The organism is Mycobacterium sp. 1164966.3 (assembly GCF_001665395.1).
In the GTDB taxonomy this organism is placed as follows: Bacteria; Actinomycetota; Actinomycetes; order Mycobacteriales; family Mycobacteriaceae; genus Mycobacterium.
Genome location: NZ_LZSG01000018.1, coordinates 53,841 through 78,695 on the forward strand (window position 1 = coordinate 53,841; position 24,855 = coordinate 78,695).

General features: G+C 66.8%; 24 protein-coding genes. 14 read left to right on the forward strand and 10 right to left on the reverse strand.

What is annotated here, in order from left to right; genetic code table 11:
* The first annotated feature begins 52 nt into the window (after window positions 1-52).
* The 11 genes from A9W99_RS06245 to egtE all read left to right on the forward strand — a co-directional run bounded on the left by A9W99_RS06245 (window position 53) and on the right by egtE (window position 11,848).
* Window positions 53-3,202, forward strand: a complete 3,150-nt coding sequence (locus tag A9W99_RS06245) for a cytochrome P450 (protein ID WP_067374899.1) — start codon at window positions 53-55, stop codon at window positions 3,200-3,202.
* A gap of 208 nt (window positions 3,203-3,410) precedes the next feature.
* Window positions 3,411-4,031, forward strand: coding sequence for a hypothetical protein (locus tag A9W99_RS06250; RefSeq protein ID WP_067374901.1), 621 nt, complete (start codon window positions 3,411-3,413; stop codon window positions 4,029-4,031).
* Between the two features lie 109 nt (window positions 4,032-4,140).
* Window positions 4,141-4,518, forward strand: a complete 378-nt coding sequence (locus A9W99_RS06255; RefSeq protein ID WP_082929861.1) for a hypothetical protein — start codon at window positions 4,141-4,143, stop codon at window positions 4,516-4,518.
* A gap of 174 nt (window positions 4,519-4,692) precedes the next feature.
* On the forward strand, window positions 4,693-5,091 hold the full coding sequence (locus A9W99_RS25865; protein WP_082929862.1) for a hypothetical protein: 399 nt from the start codon (window positions 4,693-4,695) through the stop codon (window positions 5,089-5,091).
* Window positions 5,092-5,204: 113 nt separating this feature from the next.
* Window positions 5,205-5,633, forward strand: a complete 429-nt coding sequence (locus A9W99_RS06260) for an organic hydroperoxide resistance protein (protein WP_067374905.1) — start codon at window positions 5,205-5,207, stop codon at window positions 5,631-5,633.
* A gap of 3 nt (window positions 5,634-5,636) precedes the next feature.
* Window positions 5,637-6,278, forward strand: a complete 642-nt coding sequence (locus tag A9W99_RS06265) for a sensor domain-containing protein (RefSeq protein WP_156622974.1) — start codon at window positions 5,637-5,639, stop codon at window positions 6,276-6,278.
* 141 nt (window positions 6,279-6,419) lie between these two features.
* Entirely contained in the window at window positions 6,420-7,703 is a 1,284-nt protein-coding gene (egtA, locus tag A9W99_RS06270) for an ergothioneine biosynthesis glutamate--cysteine ligase EgtA (protein ID WP_067374907.1), read from the forward strand.
* A gap of 44 nt (window positions 7,704-7,747) precedes the next feature.
* Window positions 7,748-9,034, forward strand: a complete 1,287-nt coding sequence (gene egtB / locus A9W99_RS06275) for an ergothioneine biosynthesis protein EgtB (RefSeq protein ID WP_067374959.1) — start codon at window positions 7,748-7,750, stop codon at window positions 9,032-9,034.
* Entirely contained in the window at window positions 9,034-9,744 is a 711-nt protein-coding gene (gene egtC / locus A9W99_RS06280; RefSeq protein ID WP_067374909.1) for an ergothioneine biosynthesis protein EgtC, read from the forward strand. The genes egtB and egtC overlap by 1 nt, the downstream gene beginning before the upstream one ends.
* Window positions 9,741-10,715 carry an L-histidine N(alpha)-methyltransferase gene (gene egtD, locus A9W99_RS06285; protein ID WP_067374911.1) on the forward strand — a complete coding sequence of 325 codons (975 nt, stop codon included), beginning with the start codon at window positions 9,741-9,743 and terminating at the stop codon, window positions 10,713-10,715. The genes egtC and egtD overlap by 4 nt, the downstream gene beginning before the upstream one ends.
* A complete protein-coding gene (gene egtE, locus A9W99_RS06290; protein ID WP_067374913.1) occupies window positions 10,712-11,848 on the forward strand; it encodes an ergothioneine biosynthesis PLP-dependent enzyme EgtE in 1,137 nt (378 codons plus the stop codon). The genes egtD and egtE overlap by 4 nt, the downstream gene beginning before the upstream one ends.
* Window positions 11,849-11,940: 92 nt before the next feature.
* Here the strand turns inward: egtE and A9W99_RS06295 are convergent, their stop codons facing one another.
* Genes A9W99_RS06295 through A9W99_RS06305 form a run of 3 tightly spaced genes read right to left on the reverse strand, consistent with a single transcriptional unit; the run spans window position 11,941 to window position 14,646 of the window.
* Entirely contained in the window at window positions 11,941-12,630 is a 690-nt protein-coding gene (locus tag A9W99_RS06295) for a class I SAM-dependent methyltransferase (RefSeq protein WP_067374915.1), read from the reverse strand.
* A gap of 20 nt (window positions 12,631-12,650) precedes the next feature.
* Complete coding sequence (locus A9W99_RS06300; RefSeq protein WP_067374917.1) at window positions 12,651-14,123, reverse strand: glutamate--cysteine ligase; 1,473 nt, start codon at window positions 14,121-14,123, stop codon at window positions 12,651-12,653.
* Between the two features lie 28 nt (window positions 14,124-14,151).
* Window positions 14,152-14,646, reverse strand: coding sequence for a class I SAM-dependent methyltransferase (locus A9W99_RS06305; RefSeq protein ID WP_216639711.1), 495 nt, complete (start codon window positions 14,644-14,646; stop codon window positions 14,152-14,154).
* Window positions 14,647-14,668: 22 nt separating this feature from the next.
* On the opposite strand from A9W99_RS06305, the gene glpK reads away from it, so the two are divergent.
* A complete protein-coding gene (gene glpK / locus A9W99_RS06310; RefSeq protein WP_172828817.1) occupies window positions 14,669-16,231 on the forward strand; it encodes a glycerol kinase GlpK in 1,563 nt (520 codons plus the stop codon).
* Window positions 16,232-16,314: 83 nt separating this feature from the next.
* Here glpK and A9W99_RS06315 read toward each other — a convergent pair whose 3' ends face one another.
* Window positions 16,315-16,992 (reverse strand): PadR family transcriptional regulator, encoded by a 678-nt coding sequence (locus tag A9W99_RS06315; protein ID WP_067374921.1) that lies wholly within the window; start codon window positions 16,990-16,992, stop codon window positions 16,315-16,317.
* A gap of 194 nt (window positions 16,993-17,186) precedes the next feature.
* Here A9W99_RS06315 and A9W99_RS06320 point away from each other — a divergent pair, with 194 nt between their 5' ends.
* The gene (locus tag A9W99_RS06320; protein WP_067374963.1) at window positions 17,187-17,531 is read left to right on the forward strand and encodes a hypothetical protein; all 345 of its coding nucleotides are present in this window, start codon (window positions 17,187-17,189) and stop codon (window positions 17,529-17,531) included.
* Between the two features lie 9 nt (window positions 17,532-17,540).
* On the opposite strand, the gene A9W99_RS06325 is transcribed toward A9W99_RS06320, so the two are convergent.
* Complete coding sequence (locus A9W99_RS06325) at window positions 17,541-18,428, reverse strand: RDD family protein (protein ID WP_067374923.1); 888 nt, start codon at window positions 18,426-18,428, stop codon at window positions 17,541-17,543.
* A 71-nt stretch (window positions 18,429-18,499) separates the two neighbouring features.
* On the opposite strand from A9W99_RS06325, the gene A9W99_RS06330 reads away from it, so the two are divergent.
* Window positions 18,500-19,492: a stage II sporulation protein M gene (locus A9W99_RS06330; protein WP_067374925.1), complete on the forward strand. Its 993-nt coding sequence runs from the start codon at window positions 18,500-18,502 to the stop codon at window positions 19,490-19,492.
* A 74-nt stretch (window positions 19,493-19,566) separates the two neighbouring features.
* Here the strand turns inward: A9W99_RS06330 and A9W99_RS06335 are convergent, their stop codons facing one another.
* The 5 genes from A9W99_RS06335 to A9W99_RS26775 form a co-directional block, all read right to left on the reverse strand.
* Window positions 19,567-20,889 (reverse strand): DUF58 domain-containing protein, encoded by a 1,323-nt coding sequence (locus tag A9W99_RS06335; RefSeq protein WP_067374927.1) that lies wholly within the window; start codon window positions 20,887-20,889, stop codon window positions 19,567-19,569.
* A complete protein-coding gene (locus A9W99_RS06340; protein ID WP_067374929.1) occupies window positions 20,889-21,881 on the reverse strand; it encodes a MoxR family ATPase in 993 nt (330 codons plus the stop codon). The genes A9W99_RS06335 and A9W99_RS06340 overlap by 1 nt, the downstream gene beginning before the upstream one ends.
* Window positions 21,878-23,035: a DUF4350 domain-containing protein gene (locus A9W99_RS06345; protein WP_067374932.1), complete on the reverse strand. Its 1,158-nt coding sequence runs from the start codon at window positions 23,033-23,035 to the stop codon at window positions 21,878-21,880. The genes A9W99_RS06340 and A9W99_RS06345 overlap by 4 nt, the downstream gene beginning before the upstream one ends.
* A complete protein-coding gene (locus A9W99_RS06350) occupies window positions 23,017-23,670 on the reverse strand; it encodes a DUF4129 domain-containing protein (RefSeq protein WP_067374935.1) in 654 nt (217 codons plus the stop codon). The genes A9W99_RS06345 and A9W99_RS06350 overlap by 19 nt, the downstream gene beginning before the upstream one ends.
* Window positions 23,671-23,683: 13 nt before the next feature.
* Window positions 23,684-24,855, reverse strand: a 1,172-nt coding sequence (locus A9W99_RS26775; RefSeq protein ID WP_067374937.1) for a hypothetical protein, incomplete at its 5' end; no start/stop codon positions are given.

Consider the following 24,855-nt stretch of genomic DNA (forward strand, 5'->3'; position numbering starts at 1 on the left):
GACATCCGCGGATTGCAGACGGGGCTGTCGCGTCGAAACCTATGCTGCGCACATGGGCGAGTTTCAGGCGTCGCTGCCGCCGGATCTTCCCGGCGTCCCGTCGGCCGAGGGACCTCTGCCCGGCCCGGAGCGACTGGTCGGGCGCCCCCGCGCGTTGGCCGTGGACTTACTCGGTGAATTGCACGGTCCGCTGTTCTACTCGGACTTCAACGGCGGCATCAGGAAGCTCTATGCATGCTCGCTGGAGCTCGTTGCCGAGCTTTGCGACGAAAGCCGCTTCGCCAAGAACCTCACGGCAACCCTGGCCCGAGTCAGGCCGTTGGCCGGTGACGGCCTGTTCACGGCCTACCACGGCGAACCGAACTGGCAGCGGGCCCACGATGTCCTTTTACCGGGTTTCAGTTACGCGGGCTTGCGTGCCTATCACGGCGCAATGCTGGACATCAACTGCAAACTGACCGACCGGTGGGACGCCAGCGCCGGAGGGCCGGTCGATGTGTCGAACGACTTGCAGAAGCTGGCCATGGACACCGTGGCGCTCGCAGGATTCGGTTCGCGCTTCGACTCTTTCGACTGCCCGGGCCTGGCTCCGATCCCCCAGAGCTTCACAACGGCTTTGGGGGAGTTGGCATCTGAAACGCCGACGCCGCTGTTCAGCGAAGAATTGGGCACTTTGTACACCTTCATCGACGGGCTGATAGCCGAGCACAGGTCCGGCGATCGTGAGTTCGAGGACCTGTTGGCGTTGATGCTGCAACAGGATTCGGACGGCAAACCTGTGCTGGAGACGGAGAACATCCGCAACCAGATCATGACCTTCCTGATCGCCGGTCAGCTCACCACATCCGAACTGATGCCCAACGCGCTGTACAACATGGTCAACGAACCGACGGTGCTACATCGGGTGCAGGCAGAGGTAGACGCGGTGTTCGGGGCCGAAGACGACTACCTGCCCGGATACGACGACATCGGCAAGCTGACCTATCTGCGGCAGGTCATCGAGGAAACCCTGCGACTGTCCCCGCCGGTGCTGGCCTTTGATCGAATGGCCTTGGAAGACACCGTGATCGGTGGCAAGTATCCGATCAAGCGCGGCGAGGCGGTCACGGTACTCACCGGCGCATTGCACCGCCAGCCGCAGTGGGGTGACAACGTCGAGCTCTTCGATCCCGACCGCTTCGCTCCCGAACAATCGGCGGCCCGGCCGGCCGCGTTGTTCAAACCTTTCGGCACCGGCGCGCGATCGTGCATCGGCCGGCAGTTCGCGCTGCATGAGGCGGCCATGACACTGGCCCGGATCGTCCACCGCTACCGCCTCATTGACGCCTACCACTATGTGCCGCAGTGGGAAACTCCGAACAGCCGTCGGCCCGTCGGATTCCGGCTTGATGTCCTGCGGCGCACCGAACAAAACCGCCATACCGATGCACCTGGCCCCGACGCCGCTGCCGTACAGAACACAGTCCAGCACCCAACGTCGATCACGGCCGGCATCAGGCTGGCCATTTTTCACGGCTCCAACCTCGGCACGTGCCGCGCCCTGGCCCGCCAATTCGCCGACGATGCAACGGCTTTGGGCTGCGCAGCGACGGTGGCACCGCTCGACGACGCCGTCGGCGGTTTCCCCGAAGCCGAGGCCATCCTGATCATCGCGTCCTCCTACAACGGACAGCCGAGCGACGATGCGCGCGCATTCCTCACCTGGCTGCTCGACGCGGACACCACACTGAATCCGACACCCAACCTCGCGGTTCTCGGTGTGGGTGACCACAACTGGGCCGACACCTACCAGGCGATCCCGCAGCGCATCGACGAGCGCCTCGGTGAGCTGGGCGCCAACCGATTGGTCCCGCGGGCATCGGCCGACACCTCGGGGGACATGGTCGGCACGATCGAGGAGTTCGCCGCCGCGTTATGGTCTTCGTTGGCTGAACGCTTCGGTGACCCCGACGCTGCGCCGCTCACGGATGCGGCCGAACCGCTCTACGAGTTGCGCCAGATCGTCGGTCCGGTGACGGCGGCGATGGACGCCCGGTCGTCGGTAATACCGATGACCGTCGTCGAGAACACCCAACTCGTGAGGCCCGGCCTAGGTCAAGCTAAAACCAATGTCCGCGTGGACCTTCCGGACGGCGTCGACTACCAGACGGGCGACCACCTCACGGTGATGGCCGACAACCCACCCGAGGTAGTCGACGCGGTTTTGGCGCAACTCGGCATCGACCCCGCATTGAGGCTGGCGATCAATCCTCGACGCAGCTCTCGGCGGCTCATCGCGCTGGACCGGGAGGTCAGCGCGCGAGAACTGCTCACGCACTTCGTCGAATTGCGAAAACCGGTTACCAGCAGTCAATTACGCACGCTTGCTGCGGCCAACAACAATCCTGCGGAGCGCCAGCGGCTCACCGAACTGGCCGAGGTCCCAGACGGCTGCCCGCTCAGCGTGTTGGAGTGCCTCGACGAATACCCGGCTTGCGTTCTCACTGGCGCCGAACTGCTCGAACTGCTGGATCCCATGGTGCCCAGGCACTATTCGATCGCATCGTCGTCGATGCTTTCGCCACGCACGGTGGGACTGGTCGTCAGTGTGCTCGATGCGCCGGCTCGTTCCGGTCACGGTCTGTTCAAAGGTGTCGCGTCCAACTACCTGGCGACAGTCCAAGCCGGCCAAGTGATCCGGGCGCGCGTGGACCCGGCCCGGCAGGCATTCCGGGCCGGTGCCGATCCGGCCAAGAACGTGATCCTGGTCAGTGCCGGTACCGGCGTCGCGCCATTCCTCGGATTCCTGGGTGATCGACTGGCGGCACAGAGAGCCGGAGCGCCGGTGGAGCCTGCGTTGTGCTTCTTCGGAGTGCGTGACCCGGAGGTCGATTACATCTTCCGGGACCGGTTCGAGCAGGCCGAATCCATCGGCATCGTGCAGATGCGCCCAGCCTTCTCCCGTGCGCCGCAGGGCGGGATTCGCTACGTGCAGGACCGGATCGCCGCGGACGCGGACGACGTGTGGGAGTTGCTGGGTGACCCGGGCAAGGATGCCCACGTCTACGTGTGCGGCGACGGCGCGCGGATGGCGCCGGCGGTGCGCGGGTCATTCCTCGACATTTATCGGGCACGCACGGGCACCGACGATGGTCAGGCCCGCGACTGGCTGAATGGTCTCATCGAGTCCGACCACTATGTCGAGGACGTTTGGGCGGGGTGAAAGTGATTCCGGCAGAACACAGTTCGAACCTGCGGTGTCTTGTGCGGTAGAACGGTCAGCGCCATCGGTGCCAGCGCTTTCCTGAAACAATGTTCGCCGTCAACCCGCGAATAGTCAGCGGCTATTGCCAGGACAAATCGGTAGGAGGAAGGTATCCGGTACCGGTGGCGCCGCCCAGGGTGCCGCCCCGACTTCAGACGGGTTGACCGTGTACGCGCGCTCTACCACCATCCAGGCGCAGCCATCGTTGATCGACGCTGGGATTGCGCATTTCCGCGATGTCACTTGGCCCATCCTCCAGGGCATCGATGGTTGTCTCGGCATGTCCGTGTTGGTCGACCGTGGGTCGGGGAGATGCATATTGACCAACTCGTGGCAGACAAAAGAGGCGATGCATGCGAGCGCCGAACAGGTGCTGCCGGAGAACAAGCGAGCCGCCGACATTCTGGGCGGCTCGCCGATCGACAACCTGTGGCAGATCGCGGTCGTGCGCCGCGACGACAGCAAAGGTGCTGGTGCCTGCGTGCGTGCCGCCTGGCTCAAAGCGCGACCGGAGCTGTTCGACGGCGCCATCGACTTTTACCGGCGGCAGATGCTGCCGGCTATCGAAGGTTTCGACGGCTTCTGCAGTGCCAGCCTGATGACAGACCCCACCGCCGCGCGGGCGGTGGCGTCGGTGACGTTTGACAGCGCGGAAACGATGGAACGAAGCGCTGACGCGACCGGCGCGTTGCAGACGGCAATGCTTCGCGATCTCGACCTCGACCAGGATGACGTCGGCGAGTTCGAGCTGGCCCTTGCTCACCTCAGGGTGCCCCGGCAGGTCTGAGCCGGTACTGGGCGACGGTAATGCCAGGTGACGGCAGTTAGCGACAGGTTTCAGCTCACAGCTCCTACATAAGCAGCGCATAGCCGTCACTACTGTTAACCCAGGCATCATGCGTCTCATGAGCGAAACACCTGAAACCCCCACCGTGCGGGCGCGAACCGCTACCGCACCCACTCCAGTCGCAGAAGAACCCGTCCGCAGAACCCCCAGAGTCTTTTTGGGTGCGGCGTGGGTCGCCATCGTCGCCGGGATCGTGTTCATCGTCGCGGTCATTTTCTTCACCGGCTACAGCCTCGGACGGCACGCCGGCCACGGCGGTTACCACCACGGTCACCACAAGCACCACGGGATGATGTACCACCACCGGCAAGGTCCAGGTGGCGCGGGTGGACCCGGCGCGAGCACGCCTGGCGGCGCTCCGTCCGTGTCCCCCTCGCCGGGCCCCGGCCAGATTCCGTCGTCGGTCTCCCCGTCGCGGACGCCCTAGTCACCTTGCTCACGGGGCACGAGGGGACCCCGACGCCCGCAAACCCACAACCAGCAGCCCGGCGCTCACACGAGCGCCGGGCCGCGTGTATTTCGTACCGGCCGCTGAATTCACAGAAAACTCGTTCACCTAACTCGTTTCGGCGCTCGCCCTCGGCGGGCAGTATTGCAAGGCATGAGCGAAACACCTGAACCGTCGAGCCCGTCGACTGCGGTCGCCGCCGCTCCTCCGCCGCCGCCACCGCGGGAAAAGCCGCCCCGGCTCTATACCGTCGCGGCATGGGTGGTGATAGTTGCCGGCATCGTCTTCATCCTGTCAACCGTATTCTTCACCGGCGCAGTTGTTTTCGGGTCTCATCACCACTGCCATCACCGCCATCACCACGGCATGTACGGGCACTGGGGACCGCCCGGTCCGGGTGGCGGCCCCTGGCAGTGGGGTCCCCGCGGACCCGCCGAACCCGGCATGAGCCCCGGGGCACCAGGCGGCCCTCCCGGTGGGCCGGGCGGGCCCGCTCAGTCACCGACGGCGCCCGCTCCGCCGTCCGCTTCCAGCACGCCGCCGCGTCCGTAGTCGGCCGGTAGCGGCCCCGGAGCTGTTGGCGCACAACATCATCGGTGATCTCGGCAAGGCGCGAAGGAGCCGGTGCTGACGCGCGACCGCCGTGCCTGGCATGATCGAGACCTATGACAATTGAAGTCGTTTACACCACCGCATCCACCGCGACCGGCGGCGGCCGCGACGGCCACGTGAAGTCGGACGACGGCCGCATCGACCTGGAGACCAGACCGCCGAAGGCGATGGGCGGCAATGGTGAGGGCACCAACCCCGAGCAGCTCTTCTCGGCGGGTTACGCCGCCTGCTTCCTGGGTGCGCTGCGACTGGTGGCCGGCAGGGCGAAGGTCAAGCTGGACGACGCCACCAATGTCACCGTAGAGGTCGGGTTCGGCAAGGACTCCGACGGCGGTTTCGGCCTCACCGGCAAGATCGTCGGCTATCTGCCGGGCCTCGAACAGAGCGCCGCCGAAGACCTGGTCGAGCAGGCCCACCAGGTGTGCCCGTACTCCAAGGCCACCCGGGGAAACATCGACGTCGAGATTTCGGCCAAGGTTTAGCCCGTGCGAGCCGCCGTCGCGATGGTGCCCCTCGGTGTGGCCATCTGCGGAGCGGTCCCCGTCGCGCACGCCCATCCGTCGGATCCGGGCGTGGTGTCCTACGCGGTGCTCGGCAGGGGATCCGTCGGCAACATCGTCGGCGCACCGATGGGATGGGAAGCGGTGTTCACCGAGCCCTACCAGGGCTACTCGGTCGACCTCCCGGTCTGCAACAACTGGGCCGACATCGGCTTACCCGAGGTGTACGGCGACCCTGACCTGGCGTCCTTCAACGGGGCCACCACCCAGACGTCGGCCAACGACCAAACGCACTACGCCAAGCAGGCCGTCGGGGTATTCGCCGGCAACGACGCGGCCGCCCGCGCCTTCCATCGGGTCACGGACCGCACCGCGGGCTGCTCGGGCCAGACCACCGCGATGCACCTGGATAACGGCACCACACAGGTGTGGTCGTTCGACGGCGGACCGCCGACCGCTACCGACGCGAACTGGACCAAGCAGGAAGCGGGCACCGACCGGCGCTGCTTCGTTCAAACCCGGCTAAGGGAAAACGTGTTGCTGCAGGCCAAGGTCTGCCAATCCGGCAACGCCGGTCCCGCGGTCAACGTTTTGGCCGGGGCGATGCAGAACGCGTTGGGCCAGTAGCTCTGGTTGAGTATTTGGCCGATCGGGAATATGTCGGTGCGATCTGGAAGATGAAGTGGTGGCGGTTATCGTTCCGGTAGCTGCGCAACTAACGGTCCACAGGGCATGCTTGGACATGCTCGGGCCCGGAGGGATCGGGATATGACGTTCGCCGCCGTCACCGCCGCGGCCTCGCAGCGGCCGGATTCGCGCGAAGCGGAGATGGCCGGTTCCGCAACCGCTGCGCAGTACATCGCAGAGACCTGCCTGGTCGACGGGCCCCTGGGGCGGGTCGGTCTGGAGGTGGAGGCACACTGTTTCGACCCCGCCGACCCGTACCGCAGGCCGAGCTGGGAGGAAATCACCGCGGTACTCGAGCCGCTGCCCACGCTTCCGGGCGGCAGCGCGGTCACCGTGGAGCCCGGTGGCGCCGTCGAACTGTCCGGGCCGCCTATCGAGGGTGTGGTGCCGGCCATTGCCGACATGCGTCGCGATCAGGCCGTGCTGCGGTCAGCTTTTGCCGACGCGGGGCTGGGGCTGGTTTTTCTGGGCGCCGACCCGCTGCGGCCGCCCCACCGCATCAACCCAGGCGCGCGTTACCGCGCCATGGAGGAGTTCTTCGCCGCCAGCGACTCGGCTGAGGCGGGCGCGGCGATGATGACCTCGACCGCGTCGATCCAAGTCAACCTGGACGCCGGGCCGCAGGCCGGCTGGCCGGCCCGGGTGCGCCTGGCGCATGCCTTGGGGCCCACGATGATCGCGGTGGCCGCCAACTCTCCGATGCTCGGCGGCGAGTTCTCCGGCTGGCTGTCCACCCGGCAGCGAGTGTGGGGTCAGATGGACTCCGCGCGATGCGGGCCCATCCTGGGCGCCAGCGGTGTCGACCCAGGTACCGACTGGGCGCGCTACGCGCTCAAGGCGCCGGTGATGCTGGTGAATAACCCCGACGCCACCGCGGTGACCCACTACGTGCCGTTCACCGACTGGGCGGACGGCCGGGTGTTGCTCGGCGACCGCCGACCGACCGTCGCGGACCTGGAATACCACCTGACCACCCTCTTTCCGCCGGTACGCCCGCGCCAGTGGCTGGAGATCCGCTACCTCGACAGCGTGCCGGACGAGTTCTGGCCCGCGCTGCTGTTCACGCTGGTCACGCTGCTCGACAATCCGGATGCCGCCGACATCGCGGCCGAAGCCGTCGAACCGGTGGCCACCGCATGGGACAACGCCGCCCGGCTGGGTCTGCGTGATCGCCGCCTGTACGCAGCGGCCAACCGGTGCGTGGCCGTGGCAGCTGAGCAGGCGCCGCCGGAGCTCACCGACGCGATGGAGCGATTGGTCCGCAACGTCGAACAAGGACGCTGCCCCGGCGACGACTTTTCCGACCAGGTGATCGAGCACGGCATCGCCCCGACCGTCGCGCGGCTGACCGAAGGGGACGTGTGACGTCTGCTAATGATTCCGACCCGCTGCGCCCGGCTGCGCCGCGCTTGCGATCGTCATGCCGACAACGACTTGCCGATGATCTGGAGCGGGCGCGCACGCGCACACTGCGGCTGGTCGATTTCGACGATGCCGAACTGTGCCGTCAATACGATCCGCTGATGAGCCCACTGGTGTGGGATCTGGCGCATATCGGTCAGCAGGAGGAGCTGTGGCTGCTGCGCGCCGGCGACCCGAACCGGCCGGGAATGCTGCCGCCGGCAGTCGAGGAACTCTACGACGCCTTCGAACACTCCCGGGCCAGTCGGGTCGACCTGCCGCTGTTGTCTCCGGATCGCGCGCGCTCCTATTGCCGCACCGTGCGGTCCGCCGCGCTGGACGCCCTCGACGCGTTGCCGGACGACCCGCTCGGCGAGTTCGCGTTCGGGATGGTGATCAGCCACGAAAACCAACACGACGAGACCATGCTGCAGGCACTGAACCTGCGCCCGGGGCCGCCGCTGCTGGCCGACGCCGCCGGCTTGCCCGCGGGCCGGCCTCGTCTCGCCGGGACGTCGGTGTTGGTGCCCGGCGGCCCGTTCGAACTGGGCGTCGATGCCGCCGGCGAACCGTACTCATTGGACAACGAACGTCCCGCCCACATCGTCGAGGTGCCCGCGTTCCGGATCGGCCGGGTCCCGGTCACCAATGGCGAATGGCAACACTTCATCGACGACGGCGGCTACACCGAGCCGCGTTGGTGGTCGGACCGCGGCTGGCAGCATCGCCTCAAGGCGGGTCTGACCGCGCCGCAGTTCTGGGGTGCCGACGGGCGAATGCGCACCCGGTTCGGCTACGTCGAAGAAATTCCGTCCGACGAGCCGGTGCAGCACATCAGCTACTTCGAGGCCGAGGCCTACGCGGCCTGGGCCGGGGCCCGACTGCCCACCGAAGTGGAATGGGAGAAAGCGTGCGCATGGGATCCGGGCACGAGCAGCAGGCGCCGGTATCCGTGGGGTGACGAGGCGCCGTCGGAGGTTCGTGCCAACCTCGGGGGTGACGCGCTGCGTCCGGCCCCGGTGGGCGCCTACCCTGCCGGCGCTTCGGCTTACGGGGTGGAGCAGATGCTGGGCGACGTCTGGGAGTGGACGAGCTCGCCGCTTCGGCCCTGGCCCGGATTCGTGCCGATGGTGTATCAGCGGTACTCGCAGCCCTTCTTCGACGGCGACTACCGGGTGCTGCGCGGTGGATCCTGGGCGGTGGAGTCGGCCATCCTGCGGCCCAGTTTCCGCAACTGGGATCACCCGTACCGGCGTCAGATCTTTTCCGGCGTCCGGTTGGCGTGGGACGTTTGATGTGCCGTCATCTCGGCTGGCTCGGCGCTGACGTCACCGTCTCCTCGCTAGTGCTGGACCCGCCGTACGGCCTTCGAGTGCAGTCGTATGCGCCGCGCCGGCAAAAGCACTGCCTGCTGAACGCCGACGGCTGGGGGGTCGGGTTCTTTGACGGCGCGATACCCCGGCGCTGGCGCAGTGCGGCGCCGTTGTGGGGCGACGTGTCGTTCGACTCGGTCGCGCCTGGGCTGCGCAGCCACTGCGTAGTGGCCGCGGTGCGCTCGGCCACCGTCGGCATGCCGATCGAGGTCAGCGCGACAGCGCCGTTCACCGACGGCCGATGGCTGTTGTCGCACAACGGGATTGTCGACCGCAGTCTACTTCCGCTCAGCCGGTCGGCGGAATCAGTATGCGACAGTGCCATGCTCGCGGCCACCATATTCGAGCGGGGGCTGGACGCCCTGGGCGACACCGTCGTGGAATTGGGGACCGCCGATCCCATCGCGCGGCTCAATGTGCTGGCCGCCAACGGATCTCGGTTGCTGGCCACCGCTTGGGGGGACACCTTGTCCATCCTGCGCCGCGATGACGGCGTGGTGCTGGCCAGCGAGCCCTACGACGACGATCCCGAATGGGAGGACGTGCCGGACCGCCATCTGGTCGAAGTGACAGCGAACGGTGTCACCCTGACCCCCCTGGCTCCCGCAAAATCCGCGAAAGGACCCGGATGACGCCGTCGCTGTCCAATCACCTCGCCGCCGACGCGGCGTATCACGCGTTGCGCCGCGACGTGTCCGAGGGGCTGCAGAAGACGCCGAAATCATTGCCGCCCAAGTGGTTCTACGACTCGGTTGGCAGTGACCTGTTCGATCAGATCACCCGGCTGCCCGAGTATTACCCGACCCGTGCCGAGGCCGAGATCCTGCGTGCCAGGTCGGTGGAGATCGCATCCGCCAGCCAGGCAGACACCCTGGTCGAACTAGGGGCGGGGACGTCGGAGAAGACCCGGCTGTTACTGGATGCGCTGCGCGATCGCGGATCGCTGCGCAGGTTTGTGCCCTTCGACGTCGACGCCACCATGTTGTCGACCACCGCCGCGGCGATTCAACGCGAATATCCAGACGTCGAAATCGACGCTGTCTGCGGAGATTTCGAAGAACACCTGAGTGAAATCCCCGGCGGCGGACGACGGCTGTTCGTGTTCTTGGGATCGACGATCGGCAACCTCACAACTGAGCCGCGGGCGGAGTTCCTCGCGACCCTGGCCGCGGTGATGCGGCCTGGCGACGGACTACTGCTGGGCAGCGACCTGGTCAAGGACATCGACCGGTTGGTGCGGGCTTACGACGACGCCGCCGGCGTGACGGCACAATTCAACCGCAATGTGCTCGCGGTGATCAACCGGGAGCTGGACGCCGACTTCGACGTCGACGCCTATCAGCACGTCGCGCGCTGGAACACCGACGAGGAACGCATCGAGATGTGGTTGCGGTCCGATCGTCGCCAGCGGGTGCGCGTCGGTGGACTCGATTTGACCGTCGACTTTGCCGCTGGCGAGGAGATGCTGACCGAAGTGTCGTGCAAGTTCCGCCCGGACGGCGTGAATGCCGAATTGGCCGCGGCCGGACTGCATCGCATCCGGTGGTGGACCGACGGCGCCGGCGACTTCGGACTGTCCCTCGCTGTCAAGCCCGACAAGTGAGCAAGCCGCTGGCCGATCGGTGGCGCGCGGCGCGTCCGCCCGCCGCCGGCCTGCACCTGGATAGCGCGGCCTGCTCGCGCCAGAGCGTGGCGGCCATCGACGCTGCGGCCCGGCATGCGCGCTACGAGGCTGAGGTCGGTGGTTATGTCGCGGCCGAAGCCGCCGAACCCGTGCTCGACGCCGGACGTGCGGCATTCGCCGCGCTGATCGGCCTGCCCGTCGCCGACGTGGTGTTCACCACCGGCTCGCTGAACGCGCTGGATCTGCTGTTGGGCAGCTGGCCGGGCGGCCGAAAGAAGATCGCTTGTCTGCCCGGCGAATACGGTCCCAATCTGGCCCTGATGGACGTCCACGGATTCGAGCGCCAGCTGCTGCCAACTCTCGACGACGGCCGGTTAGCGCTCGACGACGCGGCTTTGGCGCTGGACGAGGATCGGCCCGACCTGGTCCACCTCACCGCCGTTGGCAGCCACAGCGGCGTCGTGCAGCCGCTGCCGATGGTGGCGGAGCTATGCCGCGAGTCGGGTCTGCCGTTGGTCGTCGACGCGGCCCAGGCGCTGGGGCAGGTGGATTGCGCGGTGGGTGCCGACGTCGCCTATGCGTCGTCGCGCAAGTGGATCGCGGGGCCGCGCGGCGTCGGTGTGCTGGCTGTTCGCCCTGACCTGATGGAGCGGTTACGGCCGCGCTTGACGGCACCGAAATGGGCGGCGCAGTTCAGCGTGTCTCAGCAACTGGAGTTTGGTGAGGCCAATATCGCTGCGCGCGTTGGGTTTTCGGTCGCACTCGGAGAATATCTGGCATACGGGCCGGAGTCGGTGCGCGGCCGCCTGGCCGAGCTCGGCGCGATCAGCCGCGGCGCCCTAACCGATGTGCCCGACTGGACGGTGGTCGAAGAAGTCGAAGAGCCGAGCGCGATCACAACGCTGGCCCCGGCCGACGGTGTCGATCCTGCGGCCGTGCGGGCTTGGTTGCTCGAGGAACGGCGGATCCTGACCACGCTTGTCACGGTGGCGCGGGCGCCGCTGGAGCTGACCGGGCCAGTGCTGCGGATCTCGCCACACGTCGACAGCACTGCCGAGGACCTGGAGACCTTTGCCGAAGCACTGATTGCGGCGACCGCGGCGACCGCTTAGCCAAGCCGCGGGGTGACGCCGAGATCGACGTCGGCGTGAGAAAGTACGAGAAAGGTTCGCGCTGGCGTCGATCTCGACGAAATCCGTTGTCGTCACTCCGCTTTATGGGCGCTTACCAGATACCCGGGAAGCTTCATCCGGCCCTTCTCGTCGCGGTCGTGCTGCGGAAACTCGAACGGCGGCGCCGGCGCGTCCGGCGGGATCGCCGGGATATTGGCATGGATGAAGGCCGGCCGGATGTCGTCGATCTCCCAGTACTGGCTCACCTTGGCGCGCAGTTCGTCCTCGTCGACCTCATTGGGCTTCGGGTTCATCTCCGCGGGGAAGGCGCCCTTGGCGAACACCAGCACGTAGAAGCTGGCGCCCGGGGCCGCCGCACGGTGCACCGAGCTCAGGTAGCCGTCCAACCCCTCCACCGGCAGCGAGTGATACAGCGTGCTGTCGATCACTGTGGAGAAGCGACCGTCATAGCCGGTGAAGTTGGTGATGTCGGCCTGCTCGAAGCTGGCGGCGGTCAACCCGCGTTCCCGGGCGGCTGTGGTGGCCGCCGCGATAGCGGTGGGCGTGATATCGATGCCCACCACCGTGTAGCCGTCGGCGGCCAGCGCCAACGACAGTTCGGCAAATCCGCAACCGGCGTCCAGCACGTCGCTGCGGACTTTTCCGGCGGCGATCAGCGCGGCCAACTCTGGTTGCGGCTCACCGATATTCCACGGTGGCGGCCCCTCGAACTGGCCCTCCCCCCGGTAAGTGCTCTCCCAGTCCATCACCTCGTCGGCCATGGTTCCCAAACTACGCGAGGCTACGTGTCCCAGGTGTGCACGGGCTCGTTGGCGTGCATGTGCTCGCAGTACCGTCGCAGCATTTCGGCCAGTGCCTGCGGCCGGGTCATGCCGCCGTCTTGCAAGGCCCGGACGGTGGACACCTGCCAGTGCGCGCCGTTGCGGCCGGTCTGGGCGCGGCCCTCGATAACGCCGAGAAAGCGGTCGCGCACCTGCGCGTCGACCCCCAACGCCCGCAGTCCGTCATCGGCCATCGGCAGCAACGTGTCCAGCACCAGCCGAGCCGGCGTCACCTCGCCCAGACTCGGCCAGTGCAGCCGGGAATCCATGCCGTGCTGAGCGGTATGCAGGAAATTAGCTTGCGCCGCAGCGAAATTCATTGCCGACCACAGCGGTTGGTCCGCCGCGGCCAGGCTGTGCAGTGCGCCGTAGTAGAACGACGAATTCGCCAGCATGTCAATGACGGTGGGTCCGGCGGGCAGCACCCGATTTTCCAGCCGCAGGTGTGGACGCCCGCCGACAACGGCGTAGACCGGTCGGTTCCACCGGTAGACCGTGCCGTTGTGCAGCCGCAATTCGGACAGCTGTGGGACGCGCCCGGCGGCCAACTCGGCGGCCGGGTCTTCGTCGGACACTTCGGGCAGCAGGGACGGGAAGTAGCGGATGTTCTCCTTGAAAAGGTCTACGACCGAGTCGATCCAGCGTTCCCCGAACCACACTCGCGGGCGGACGCCCTGAATCTTGAGCTCCTCGGGCCGGGTGTCGGTGGACTGCGCGAACAGCTCGATGCGGGTTTCCGCCCACAGTTGGTGGCCGAAGAAGTAGGGCGAGTTCGCACCCAGTGCCAGCTGCGGCGCGGCCAGCACCTGCGCCGCGTTCCAGTGGGCAGTGAAATCCGCCGGAGCCAGCTGCAAATGCAATTGCATACTGGTGCAAGCGGATTCAGGCGCAATTGACGCGGCCTGCCAGCTCAGCGGCTCCGGGCCGGCGATGTTGATCGGGATGTCTTCGCCGCGGGCGGAGAAGATGGAATCGTTGAGCGCCGTATACCGCGTCGACTCGCTCATCCAGCCCTCGTTCAGATGCTCCGGCATCAGGGTGGGCAGGATGCCGATCATCACAATGTGCGCTCCACGGGCGCTACCCCGAGTCTCCGCATCGTTCAGGCTGGCCCGCACTTCTGCTTCCAGGTCCAATGCGGCGTGTCCGCGCAGCGGGCGCGGCGGCACGTTGAATTCGATGTTGTAGGCGCCCAATTCGTTTTGATAGGCCGGGTCGGCGATGGCCTTCAGCACGTCCCGGTTCGACATGGCGGGCTGGTAGTCGGAGTCGACGAGGTTGCATTCGATCTCCATGCCCGTGAGCGGGCGGTCCGCGTCGAATCTGGCCCGGGCCAGCATCGTCTCGAAGACGTCCAGGCACAGCTGCACCTTGCGGCGGTATTCCCGCCGCTGTGCGTGGTCATACGTGGTGCGCTTTACTTCTTCGCCCACAAATTCTCCCGAAGCCGATGCAACAGGGTTACCGGCCCCTGCGCAACCGGCGCGTGGCCACGACGATCTGCGGGCGTGGATGGATGGGGCTGTTGAGCAGACCGCCGCCGCGCAGCTCGACGTGTATCGCCGGGTCGGCGTGCCGGGCCGTGACGCACGGGTGATCGCCCAGCTCACCCGCCGCTATGGCGGCCACCGACCCCGGTTCGACGTCAGTCACTGTGATGTGGGCGCTGGGATGTAGTTCCAGCAACCTGCGCGACAGCCCGCCGTGGGCCGAGCCCAGTTCCAGCACCTTGGCATCGGGCACGTCACGGATTTCGTCGAACGCGACCCGGGCGAATCTCTCGTGCAGCCCGAAAACCCGTCCCATCCGGTCCAGCGATCGGACCACCGCGCGCTTCTTGCCGGCGGCGTCGTCACGGTCGAGGTATTCCAGGCGGTCGGTTTGCAGCTCGCGGTCCAGCCACGACGCGTCGGGTCCGCCGCGGGGCATGTCGTCGATGGCTGATTCAGTCGGCATATGGACCATCATGGACGATTGGATGAAGTGTCCGATCTCACAGCGGAGGAGCGCTGAGGTGGCAGGGTTTCCCGATTTCATAGCCGCCATCGACCAGGGCACCACCAGCACGCGCTGCATGCTCTTTGATCGCGGCGGTGGCGAGGTGGCCCGTCACCAACTCGAGCACGAGCAGATCCTGCCGCGAGCCGGCTGGGTGGAGCACAATCCGGTCGAAATCTGGGAACGCACTGCCTCAGTCCTGATGTCGGTGTTGAACACGGCTAACCTTTCCGCGAAAGACATTGCCGCGCTGGGGATCACGAACCAACGCGAGACGACTTTGGTGTGGAACAAGCGCACCGGTAGGCCCTATTACAACGCGATCGTCTGGCAGGACACCCGCACGGACCGTATCGCCTCGGCGCTGGACCGCGATGGCCGCGGCGACGTGATCCGGCGCAAGGCGGGCCTGCCGCCGGCGACCTACTTTTCCGGCGGGAAGTTGCAATGGATCCTGGACAACGTCGACGGCGTGCGGGCCGACGCCGAACGCGGCGACGCCCTGTTCGGCACCCCGGATACCTGGCTGTTGTGGAACCTGACCGGGGGTTCGCGGGGCGGCGTACACGTCACCGATGTGACCAACGCCAGCCGCACCATGCTGATGAACCTGGAGACTTTGGACTGGGACGACGAGTTGTTGTCCTTCTTTTCCATCCCCAGGGCGATGCTGCCGGCGATTGAGCCGTCCTCACCGCGACAGCCGTATGGCGTCACGCTGGATACCGGACCTGTCGGTGCCGAGGTACCGATCACCGGAGTCCTCGGCGACCAGCATGCGGCGATGGTCGGTCAGGTGTGTCTGGCGGAAGGCGAAGCCAAAAACACCTATGGGACTGGCAATTTCCTGCTGCTGAACACCGGCGAGACGATCGTTCGGTCGAGCAATGGCCTGCTGACCACCGTGTGCTATCAGTTCGGGGACGCCAAACCGGTTTACGCGCTCGAGGGCTCGATCGCCGTGACCGGCTCGGCGGTGCAATGGCTACGCGATCAGTTGGGGATCATTAGCGGCGCCTCGCAGAGCGAGGCGCTTGCTCGTCAGGTCGACGACAACGGCGGCGTGTACTTCGTGCCGGCCTTCTCCGGTTTGTTCGCGCCCTACTGGCGATCCGATGCCCGCGGCGCGATCGTGGGGCTGTCGCGATTCAACACCAACGCGCATCTGGCGCGCGCGACGCTGGAGGCAATCTGCTACCAGAGCCGTGATGTGGTGGACGCAATGGAAGCCGATTCCGGTGTTCGTCTCGAGGTGCTGAAGGTTGACGGCGGCATCACAACCAACGACCTGTGCATGCAGATTCAGGCCGACGTGCTGGGTGTGGACGTAGTGCGCCCGGTAGTCGCCGAGACCACGGCGCTGGGTGCTGCCTACGCTGCTGGCTTGGCCGTCGGGTTCTGGGCCGACCCGTCGGACCTGCGGTCGAATTGGCAGGAGGACAAGCGCTGGACGCCGGCGTGGGACGACGACCAGCGCGCCGCAGGGTATGCCGGCTGGCGTAAAGCGGTGCAGCGCACCCTGGATTGGGTGGACGTGTCCTGATTTCTGGAGCCGCGAGCGCGCGCAAATGCACACGATCAGGCCGGTTTGGCCGGCAATTTGCGCGCGCTCGCGGAGCCGACGGCTCAGTCCTCGCCGAGGATGCCGTAGATCTCGCGTCGCGCATTGTTGAGGATCTCGACGATGCGCTGCTGTTGCTCGGCGGTGGCGGTGTGCGCGGACTGCGCGACGGCACCGAACAGCTGACCCATGGATGCCCGTAAATTGACGTGACCCGGGTCTGCGCCTTCGGCGATCTCCTCCCACGGCGGGGTCTCGACCTTCTCAGCCGCCGCCCGGCCGTCGTCGGTCAGCTCGAAAAGCTTCTTGCTGCCGTCGGTTTCGCTGGTGGCAATCAGCCCTTCGTCGTCCAGCAGCTGCAGCGTCGGATAAACCGAGCCCGGGCTTGGCTTCCAGATCCCGTTGCTGCGCTCGGCGATCTGCTGGATCATTTCGTAGCCGTGCATCGGGCGCTCGGCCAGCAACACGAGGATGGCCGCCCGCACGTCGCCGCGACGTCCGCGCCCACGGCCACCGCGGCGCCAGCCGCCCCGCGGGCCGCCGAAGCCGAATCCAAAACCCGGCCCGAAGCCGGGCCCGAAACCCGGGCCGAAACCCAGTGGTCCGTCGTGGGGGCCGGCATTTTCGCGGAGATGCTCGAAGAATTCGCGTCGGGCCTGCCGCCTGGCGCCAGGTCCGAAGCCGAATCCGACGCCGGGCCGGGCAGCGAATGGTCCGCCCGGAGGAGTGAATGGAGTGTTCATGTGTCCAAATCCTTTTGTCTGGGAAGAGGCGGCGTCTGCGCGCCTCGGTATATCACGATATATCGGGATCTAACGGGATGCAACGGCGCTGGTAGCCGCGGGGTCTGGCCCGTTTGCATCCCGATGTAACGGGTAGCTCCTGAACGATGAACGTTGAAAATGCCCATCAGACGTTCGACCATCCAGCGCGAAACATGAGTCAACCGGTGCAGGGTGAAAGCCGCCGAAACGGGCGGGTTTGGTCGTGGGTGAACTGGGGACTGGCGATCTGCACGGTCCCGGGTGCCGCGATCGTGATGCTGTTCGCGCTCGGCGCCGTCATGAGTACCGATGCCTGTAGCGAACGCTCTTGTCCCAACCTGGGCCGTGGTGGGATCGACTTCGGTGTCGCCTTCTACGGTGCGCCGGTGGTGGCTTTCGTGGTGATCGTCGTCTCGTTCTTCACCGCGAAGCGCAAAGGCGGCATCGTCGTTCCACTTCTGGGCTGGGCACTGCTGATCGCCGACGTCATCGTCATGGCAATAACCGTCGCCCAATAGCGCCGGCAATCAGTGCGGCGGTGAGAATCCGTCGCTACTCGGTGTCTGTTGCGGCTCAGGCTGCGGCCACGGCATCGGCTGCTGCCATCCTGTCGGCGCGTGGGGCGCCATGGGCGGCCCCACCGGGCCTGACGGCGGCCACGGCCCGGCGCCCGGGGCCGGTTGCAGCCGAGCTAACTCGCGCCGGTGTCGTTCAGCGAGGACGGCCGCAAGCACCAGCTGGGGTGGCGCACCGGGTGGAGGTGGCGGCGCGATGTGGGAAATCACGTCACTGGCGATCCGATAGGCCATCTGATCACGCAGCCTTGGATCGAGTTGTGCTGCCCGGGAAAGGAATTGGCGGGCAACCTCGGCCTGGCCCGCGGTCAGGCCGGAAAGCTGCAGCGACGACGCCCACCATGCCAGTGATGGAGGCATGGCCGGCGGCGGACCCAACCGGGGCCCGCGTTCACTGACGACGACGGTGCCCGCGAAGATGTCGCCGATGCGTTTGGCCTTCGGCGACAACAAGCTGCAGATCACGGCGGGGCTGCCGAACAGGGTCCAGATCTCCACCACCGACGCCAACGCTCGAAACAGCGCCTGCCGGAAGCGTTCCGGGCCGCCGTCGTCGGACACCACCCGCAGACCCATCGCCATCTTGCCTACCGAGCGGCCACGCGTCGCGGTCTCGATCGCGACTGGATACCCGACTATCACCAGCACCGTGAAAATGATCAATATGGCGGTCGTCAGCGCCTCGTCGAACTCTCGCAGGGTGACTGCCCACAGCATCATGCCCAGCACCCAGCCCACGAACATCAGCGTCAGGTCGATCACCGCGCTGAGCACCCGCACCGGCAACTGGGCGATCTGCACGTCCAGTACTACGGCGTCGCCGGTCACCACCTCGGACATAACACCGAACGGTACAGGCTGCGCGCGATCGCCATGGGCCGGCGGCGGCCGGCAAAGCTAAGCTGCGCAGCGTGGATGTCGACGCATTCGTGCTGACCCATCGCGGTACCTGGGACCGGCTCGACCAGTTGATCAAGAGGCGCCGGTCGCTGACGGGTGCCGAAATCGACGAACTCGTCGAGCTCTACCAGCGGGTGTCCACGCATCTGTCGATGCTGCGGTCGGCCTCGTCCGATTCGCTGCTTGTCGGCCGGCTTTCCAGCCTGGTCGCTCGCGCCCGCGCCGCGGTGACCGGCGCCCACGCCCCGCTGAGCCGTACGTTCGTCCGGTTCTGGACGGTGTCGTTCCCCGTTGTGGCCTACCGGGCCTGGCGATGGTGGCTGGCGACGGCGGTGGCGTTCTTCGTCGTCGCCGTAATAATCGCGTTCTGGGTGGCGGGCAATCCGGAAGTGCAGGCCGTCGTCGGAACACCAAGGGACATCGATCAATTGGTGAACCACGACGTCGAGTCGTACTACAGCGAGCACCCCGCCGCGGCGTTCGCGCTGCAAGTATGGGTGAACAATTCCTGGGTGGCCGCCAAGTGCATCGCCTTCTCGGTGGTGCTGGGCCTGCCGATTCCGCTCGCGCTGTTCGAAAACGCGGCCAACCTGGGCGTCATCGCCGGGCTGATGTTTCAGAACGGCAAAGGGGGTCTCCTGCTTGGCCTGCTCGCCCCGCACGGACTACTCGAGTTGACCGCGGTGTTCTTGGCCGGAGCGGTCGGGATGCGGCTGGGCTGGTCGGTGATATCGCCGGGTGACCGCCCGCGCGGCCAAGTGCTTGCCGAACAGGGCCGCGGCGTGGTGTCGGTCGCGATCGGATTGGTGGGTGTGTTGTTGGTCTCCGGCTTGATCGAAGCCTTGGTGACGCCGTCGCCGCTCCCGACCTTCGTCCGGGTGGGCATCGGAGTCATAGCCGAGGTGGCGTTCTTGTCGTACGTCGTGTACTTCGGGCGCCGCGCGGTTAAGGCGCGTGAAACCGGCGATATCGATGACGCGCCGGACGTGGTTCCCACTCGCTGAACCCCGGCCGAGTGTGAACCTGCGGTTTCATGCCCAAAGCCCAGGATTCACACTAAAGCCCGAGACTACGAATTCTAAAGCCGCCCGGTTGCTTTCATCGCCAAATAGCGATCGGCAAGAGCGGGCGCGATCTCGGAAGGCGGTGCGTCGACGACTTCCACTCCACTTCGGCGCAGTCGCGATGCGATCGCACGACGATCGTTGCGGGACCGTTCGGCCGCAGCCGCGTCGTACACCGCGGCCGGATCCGAACGCCCGGCGGCCATTTCGTCGACGCGTGGGTCGGCGACGGCGGCGACCAGCACGTGGTGCTTGGCCGACAACTGCGGCAGCACCGGCAGCAGTCCCTCGTCGAGGGCGGTCGCGTTCAGGTCGGTCAGCAACACCACCAGCGACCGTCGCCGGGTACGCCGAGAAATTGCGGCTACCATTGCGCGCCAATCGGACTCGACAAGCGTCGGTTGCAGCGGGGCCATCGCGTTGACCAGCTGGGCCAACAGTTCGGTTCGCGATGCGCCGAACACGGCGGCCCGGGTCACCCGGTCGTGGGCCAGGAAGTCGACGTTGTCGCCGGCCCGCGACGCGAGCGCGGCCAGCAGCAGCGCGGCATCCATCGACCAGTCCAGCCGCGGCCACCCGGCAGGATCGGCGGCGGTGGGGTCGACACCGACTCGACCGGCGGCCATCCGGCCGGTATCCAGGACCAGGACGACCCTCCGGTCGCGCTCCGGCCGCCAGGTGCGGACCATGACGTCTGCGCGGCGCGCGGTTGCCCGCCAGTCGATTGAGCGGACGTCGTCGCCGACGACATATTCGCGCAGCGAGTCGAATTCGGTGCCCTGTCCGCGGATCAGCGTGGGGAGTAGGCCCTCGATCTGCTGCAGCTTGGCAAGCCGCGACGGCAGATGCTTACGAGACAGGAACGGCGGCAGCACGCGAATCTGCCCGGCCACCCGCTGCGAAGCCTGCCGCCCCGCCAACCCGAGCGGACCGATCGAGCGGGCGGTGACCGCGGCCGCACGCTGGTCGCCACGACGGACCGGCCGCAGCCCGGTCTCGACATGCTCGCGCTGCCCGGCGGCAACGACGACGGTGTGGGTGCGTGGCTGCGCGCAGGCACTGGGCGGCCAGGCATCGCGGATCTGACCGCGGAACCGGCGCCGGCCGTCGTTGTGAATCAGCAGCCCCGCAGTCACCGGCTGGGCCAGCCGGACCGAACTGTCCGGCGAGCGGGTATACCGCAATCTGCGGGGGCTGGCCGCCAATCCGACATCGATGGCCACCAGTGTCGCCAGCGCTACCAGTAGAGCCTCGAAAGCCTTTGCCGGCCAAGGCGAAAGCGTGATCGGCAGGACACATATCAGTGCCGCCAACCCGGTGCGCCCGGTGAGGATCACTAGCGGGGCACCGGAACCGACGCCAATATTCCCTCGAGCACGCCGTCGGGTGTGGCGCCTTCCAGCTCGGCTTCCGGACGCAGCATCACCCGGTGCCGCAGCGTCGGGCGGGCCATGGCCTTGACGTCGTCGGGAGTGACGTAGTTGCGACCGGACAACCATGCCCAGGACCGCGCGGTGCCGAGTAGCGCGGTTGCCCCACGTGGTGACACACCGAGCTGCAGTGCGGGGGAAGAGCGGGTGGCTCCGACGATGTCGACGATGTAGCCCAGCACTTCGTCGGCGATCAGCACCTGGCGCACCGCCTCGCGTCCGGCTGCCAACTCCGCCGGCCCGGCGACCGGTTTGATGTCGGACAGGTCGCGCGGGTCGAAGCCGTGTGCGTGCCGCCCGAGAATGGCGATCTCGGAATCGCGAGGCGGCAGAGTCACATTCAGCTTGAGCAGGAAACGGTCGAGCTGTGCTTCGGGCAATTGATAGGTGCCCTCGTATTCGATGGGATTCTGGGTCGCGGCGACGATAAACGGGTCGGGCAGGGGCCTGGGCTCGCCGTCCACGCTGACTTGACGCTCCTCCATCGCCTCCAGCAGCGCGGCCTGCGTCTTGGGCGGGGTGCGGTTGATCTCGTCGGCCAGCAGAAGATTGGTGAACACCGGGCCGGGCCGGAAGGTGAAAGCGGCGGTGCGGGTGTCGTAGACGAGCGAACCGGTGACATCTCCGGGCATCAGGTCGGGGGTGAACTGCACCCGCTTGAATTCCAGTTGCAGGGCGGCGGACAGCGAGCGGACCAGCAGCGTCTTGGCCACTCCCGGAACACCTTCCAGCAACACGTGACCCCGACACAGCAGGGCGATCACCAGACCGCTGACCACCCCCTCCTGTCCGACGACGGCCTTGGCGATCTCGGTACGGAGGGCAAGCAGTGCCTCACGCGCCGACTCGGCGATCGGCGTCTGGGCCGGGGCTTGCGGCGCAGGAGAGGGTTGTGTCACTGGTGCGTGACCTGCCTTTCGATGTCGTCGAGCACTCGGGCAAGTTGTAACAGGTCGCTGTCGGTGGCCGGAACCGGGCCGAACAGGTGGTAGAAAACGAAATTCGTGTCGGCCCCGCTGCGCGCGGCGACGGCCGTCACCACGGCGGGCGGGGGAGCGTTGGTGCCCAATCCGAGTCGGGGCAACAATCGCTGCAAGGTCGCGGTGCGCAACGCGTCCGCGGCGCGATCGCGAGCCCGCCTCGACCGGTACAGCCGGCCGCGGCCTTCCACGGTCTCCGATGCCCGCACCACGACGGGCAGCTCCTCGGCAACCAGCGGGCCGATCCGGCGGCCCTTCCACAACGCGACCAGCAGTACGACCAGGCACAGTTGCCAGGCCATCCAGTTCACGTTGTCTGGAATTACATCGGAAAACGATGTGGCGGAGGGCTTTTCGCCTTCGGCGTGGTCGGGTGAGTACCAGATGAGACGGGGCCGGTCGCCGGCGAGGTTCATTGCCAGCGCGGCGTTACCCTCCTGCAGCAGACTCCCGTTCGTCATGAAGTCCGAACTGCCGACCACCGTGACGGTGCGCCCGCCGTCGCGATAGCGGATCAACGCGCCGTTGTAACAGCTGGTCGCCTCGCGGCCGTCCTTGAAGCCGTAGCTGACACTCGGCCCGAACCGGACTGGTCCCGCTCGAACTGCCTCGCGCAGAGAGCAATTCGGCTCCCGGTTGAATGGGCCGCCGCTTGCTATGCGCAGGCCCGGTGCCAGTGCCTCACGAGTTCGTGAGGTCGGTTCCACCAGTAGCAGATCGCCGGGCACCCGTTCCAAGCGGTCCAGTATGGTTCGGTCGGTCAAGTATTGGCTCTGCGCAATCAGGATCAACGTGTCGCGGCGTGCCGACCTTTCCACGTCGGCGACGCTACCGGCGACGACGACCTCCACGCCGCCGTCGCGCAGCAACGTCACCAGGGCATGGGCACCGTGGGGACCGGTCGCCCCGGCATCCATCCGGCCGCCCGGCCGCGGTGCCGTCAGGTAAGCGCCGATCGCCGCCACCGCCGCAAACAACACCAGCATGAGCACCGCCCAACGCCATGACCGCCAGCGGCGCGCCGCCGTACCCTGCTCAGCGGGCGCGGCCGCCGTCACCGGACCTGTGCCCATGAGTCAGCGGGGACGGCTTGCATGCCCGTTGCCTGCGCACCGGCCGATCGCGACCGCAAATGGTCGTCGAGGTCGGCGATCATCTGGTAGGCGGCCTGGGTACCGGGGCGATCACCGTAGGTCACGTCGTTGAATGCCGTTGCCGACTGGGACAATTCGTCTGCCAAGCGAGGTAGCGCGACGCCGGCGTCTCGGGCCAGTTCGTTGGCGGTCCGCCCCGGAGTCGGGTTGAGCACACCGGTCTCCTCCAGCTCGCGGGCCACAGCGCGCAGCCGGTGGCGGATGGCTGCGGCCCAATTCCCTTCCGCTGCATAGCTTTCCGCAGTCGCACGGTGTTGGGCCGCGGTAAGTTGCGCGGTTTCGAAAAGCTGGGAGTCCCCGTCGCGTCTGGTGCGCAGCGTGTTGCGTGCGATGCGGATGGCGACCACCACCGCAACCGCCAGCAGAATGAGCAGCACGGTGGCAGTGAACCATCCGCCCGGTATGTGCGAGGTCTTCTCCAACAGCCGGTAGAGGAATTCGTTGATCCAGTCGTCCAATTTCTGGCTGATCGCGGCCTGGGAATAGATCGGCTTGTTCAGCTCGTGCTGGGCGAGCTGGTGTGCGCCATCACGGTCGATGTCGATGGAAGGCACTGTCAGTAGGTCCTCAAACGGGCCTGGTCAGCCAGAGGTGATCGGTGGACTCCCCCGCGGAGGGTCCGCCGGCGGCGCCGGTCTGCAACACCAGGTCGAACGCTTCTGCGCGGATTCGGCGGTCGGTGTAAAGCAGCACCACGACCCCGGCGCTGAACGGAGAAGTGAGAATCTGGCCCAACGCCGTGCCGATGGACGTGATGGTAGTGCCGAGGATAAGCATGCCGAGTGACGATCCTCCGGCCATGGACACCATTATCTGCCCGGCGATGCTGAACGGCATCCCCACCGCACCCGCGACGACGTTGGTCACCAGAGTCGTCAGCAGCCAGATACCCAGCACCCGCCAGAAGCCGTTGCGCACCAGCGCAAAGGATCTGGCGATGGCCTCGAAGACGGGCAGCCTTTCCAGCACGATCAGCACGGGAGCGAACAACAGCGCGATGTACAGGTAGGCCAGCAGCGCGATCACGATGAGGACCAGCGGGAAGGCCACCAGGACGGCCAGCGCCGCATGGCCGACCGCGGCGGCGCCGGCGATGATGACCGCCGTCAGCCCGATGATGGCCACCGCGCCGGCGCCTTCCAGCAGCGAAAGGCCGATCAACGCGAGCAACCGTCCGCGGATCCTGACCCACGCCTCGCCGATCGTGATCGGGGACCCGAACACCGCCCGCCCGACGACGACGGTGAGCATTCCGGACAGCAGGATGCCGCCCAGCCAGCTGACCAGGACACTGCCACCGATACCGAGCATCCAGCCGGCCGCGTCGGCCCAGGACAGCTCGGCGGCCGGGGAGGTTTTCAGCCGGCTGGCGGCGGCCAATGGGCCCAGCGTCGCGACGTAGCTGATGATCTGCATGACCAGCACTACCCCGGCGGTCAGCCCGATCGTCGCCTTCGGATTGGCGCGGATGTAGCCGACCGCACCATTGAAGATCTCGCTGAGGCCCAATGGCCGCAACGGGATGATGCCGGGCTTGACGGCGCCCGGGGCGAATGGTGGCGGACCGTAACCGGCCGGGAACCCGTAGCCCGGCGGGGCGCTATACCCCGGTGGCGGGCCGTAGCCGGGCGGGGGGCCGTCGGGTCCCCGATCACGATCGGCGAGGCGTGGGTCAGGATCCGCGGACGGTTGCTCGCGTTGATCGGCCTTTCGCTGCTGGAAGGCGCCGGCGCGGCGGC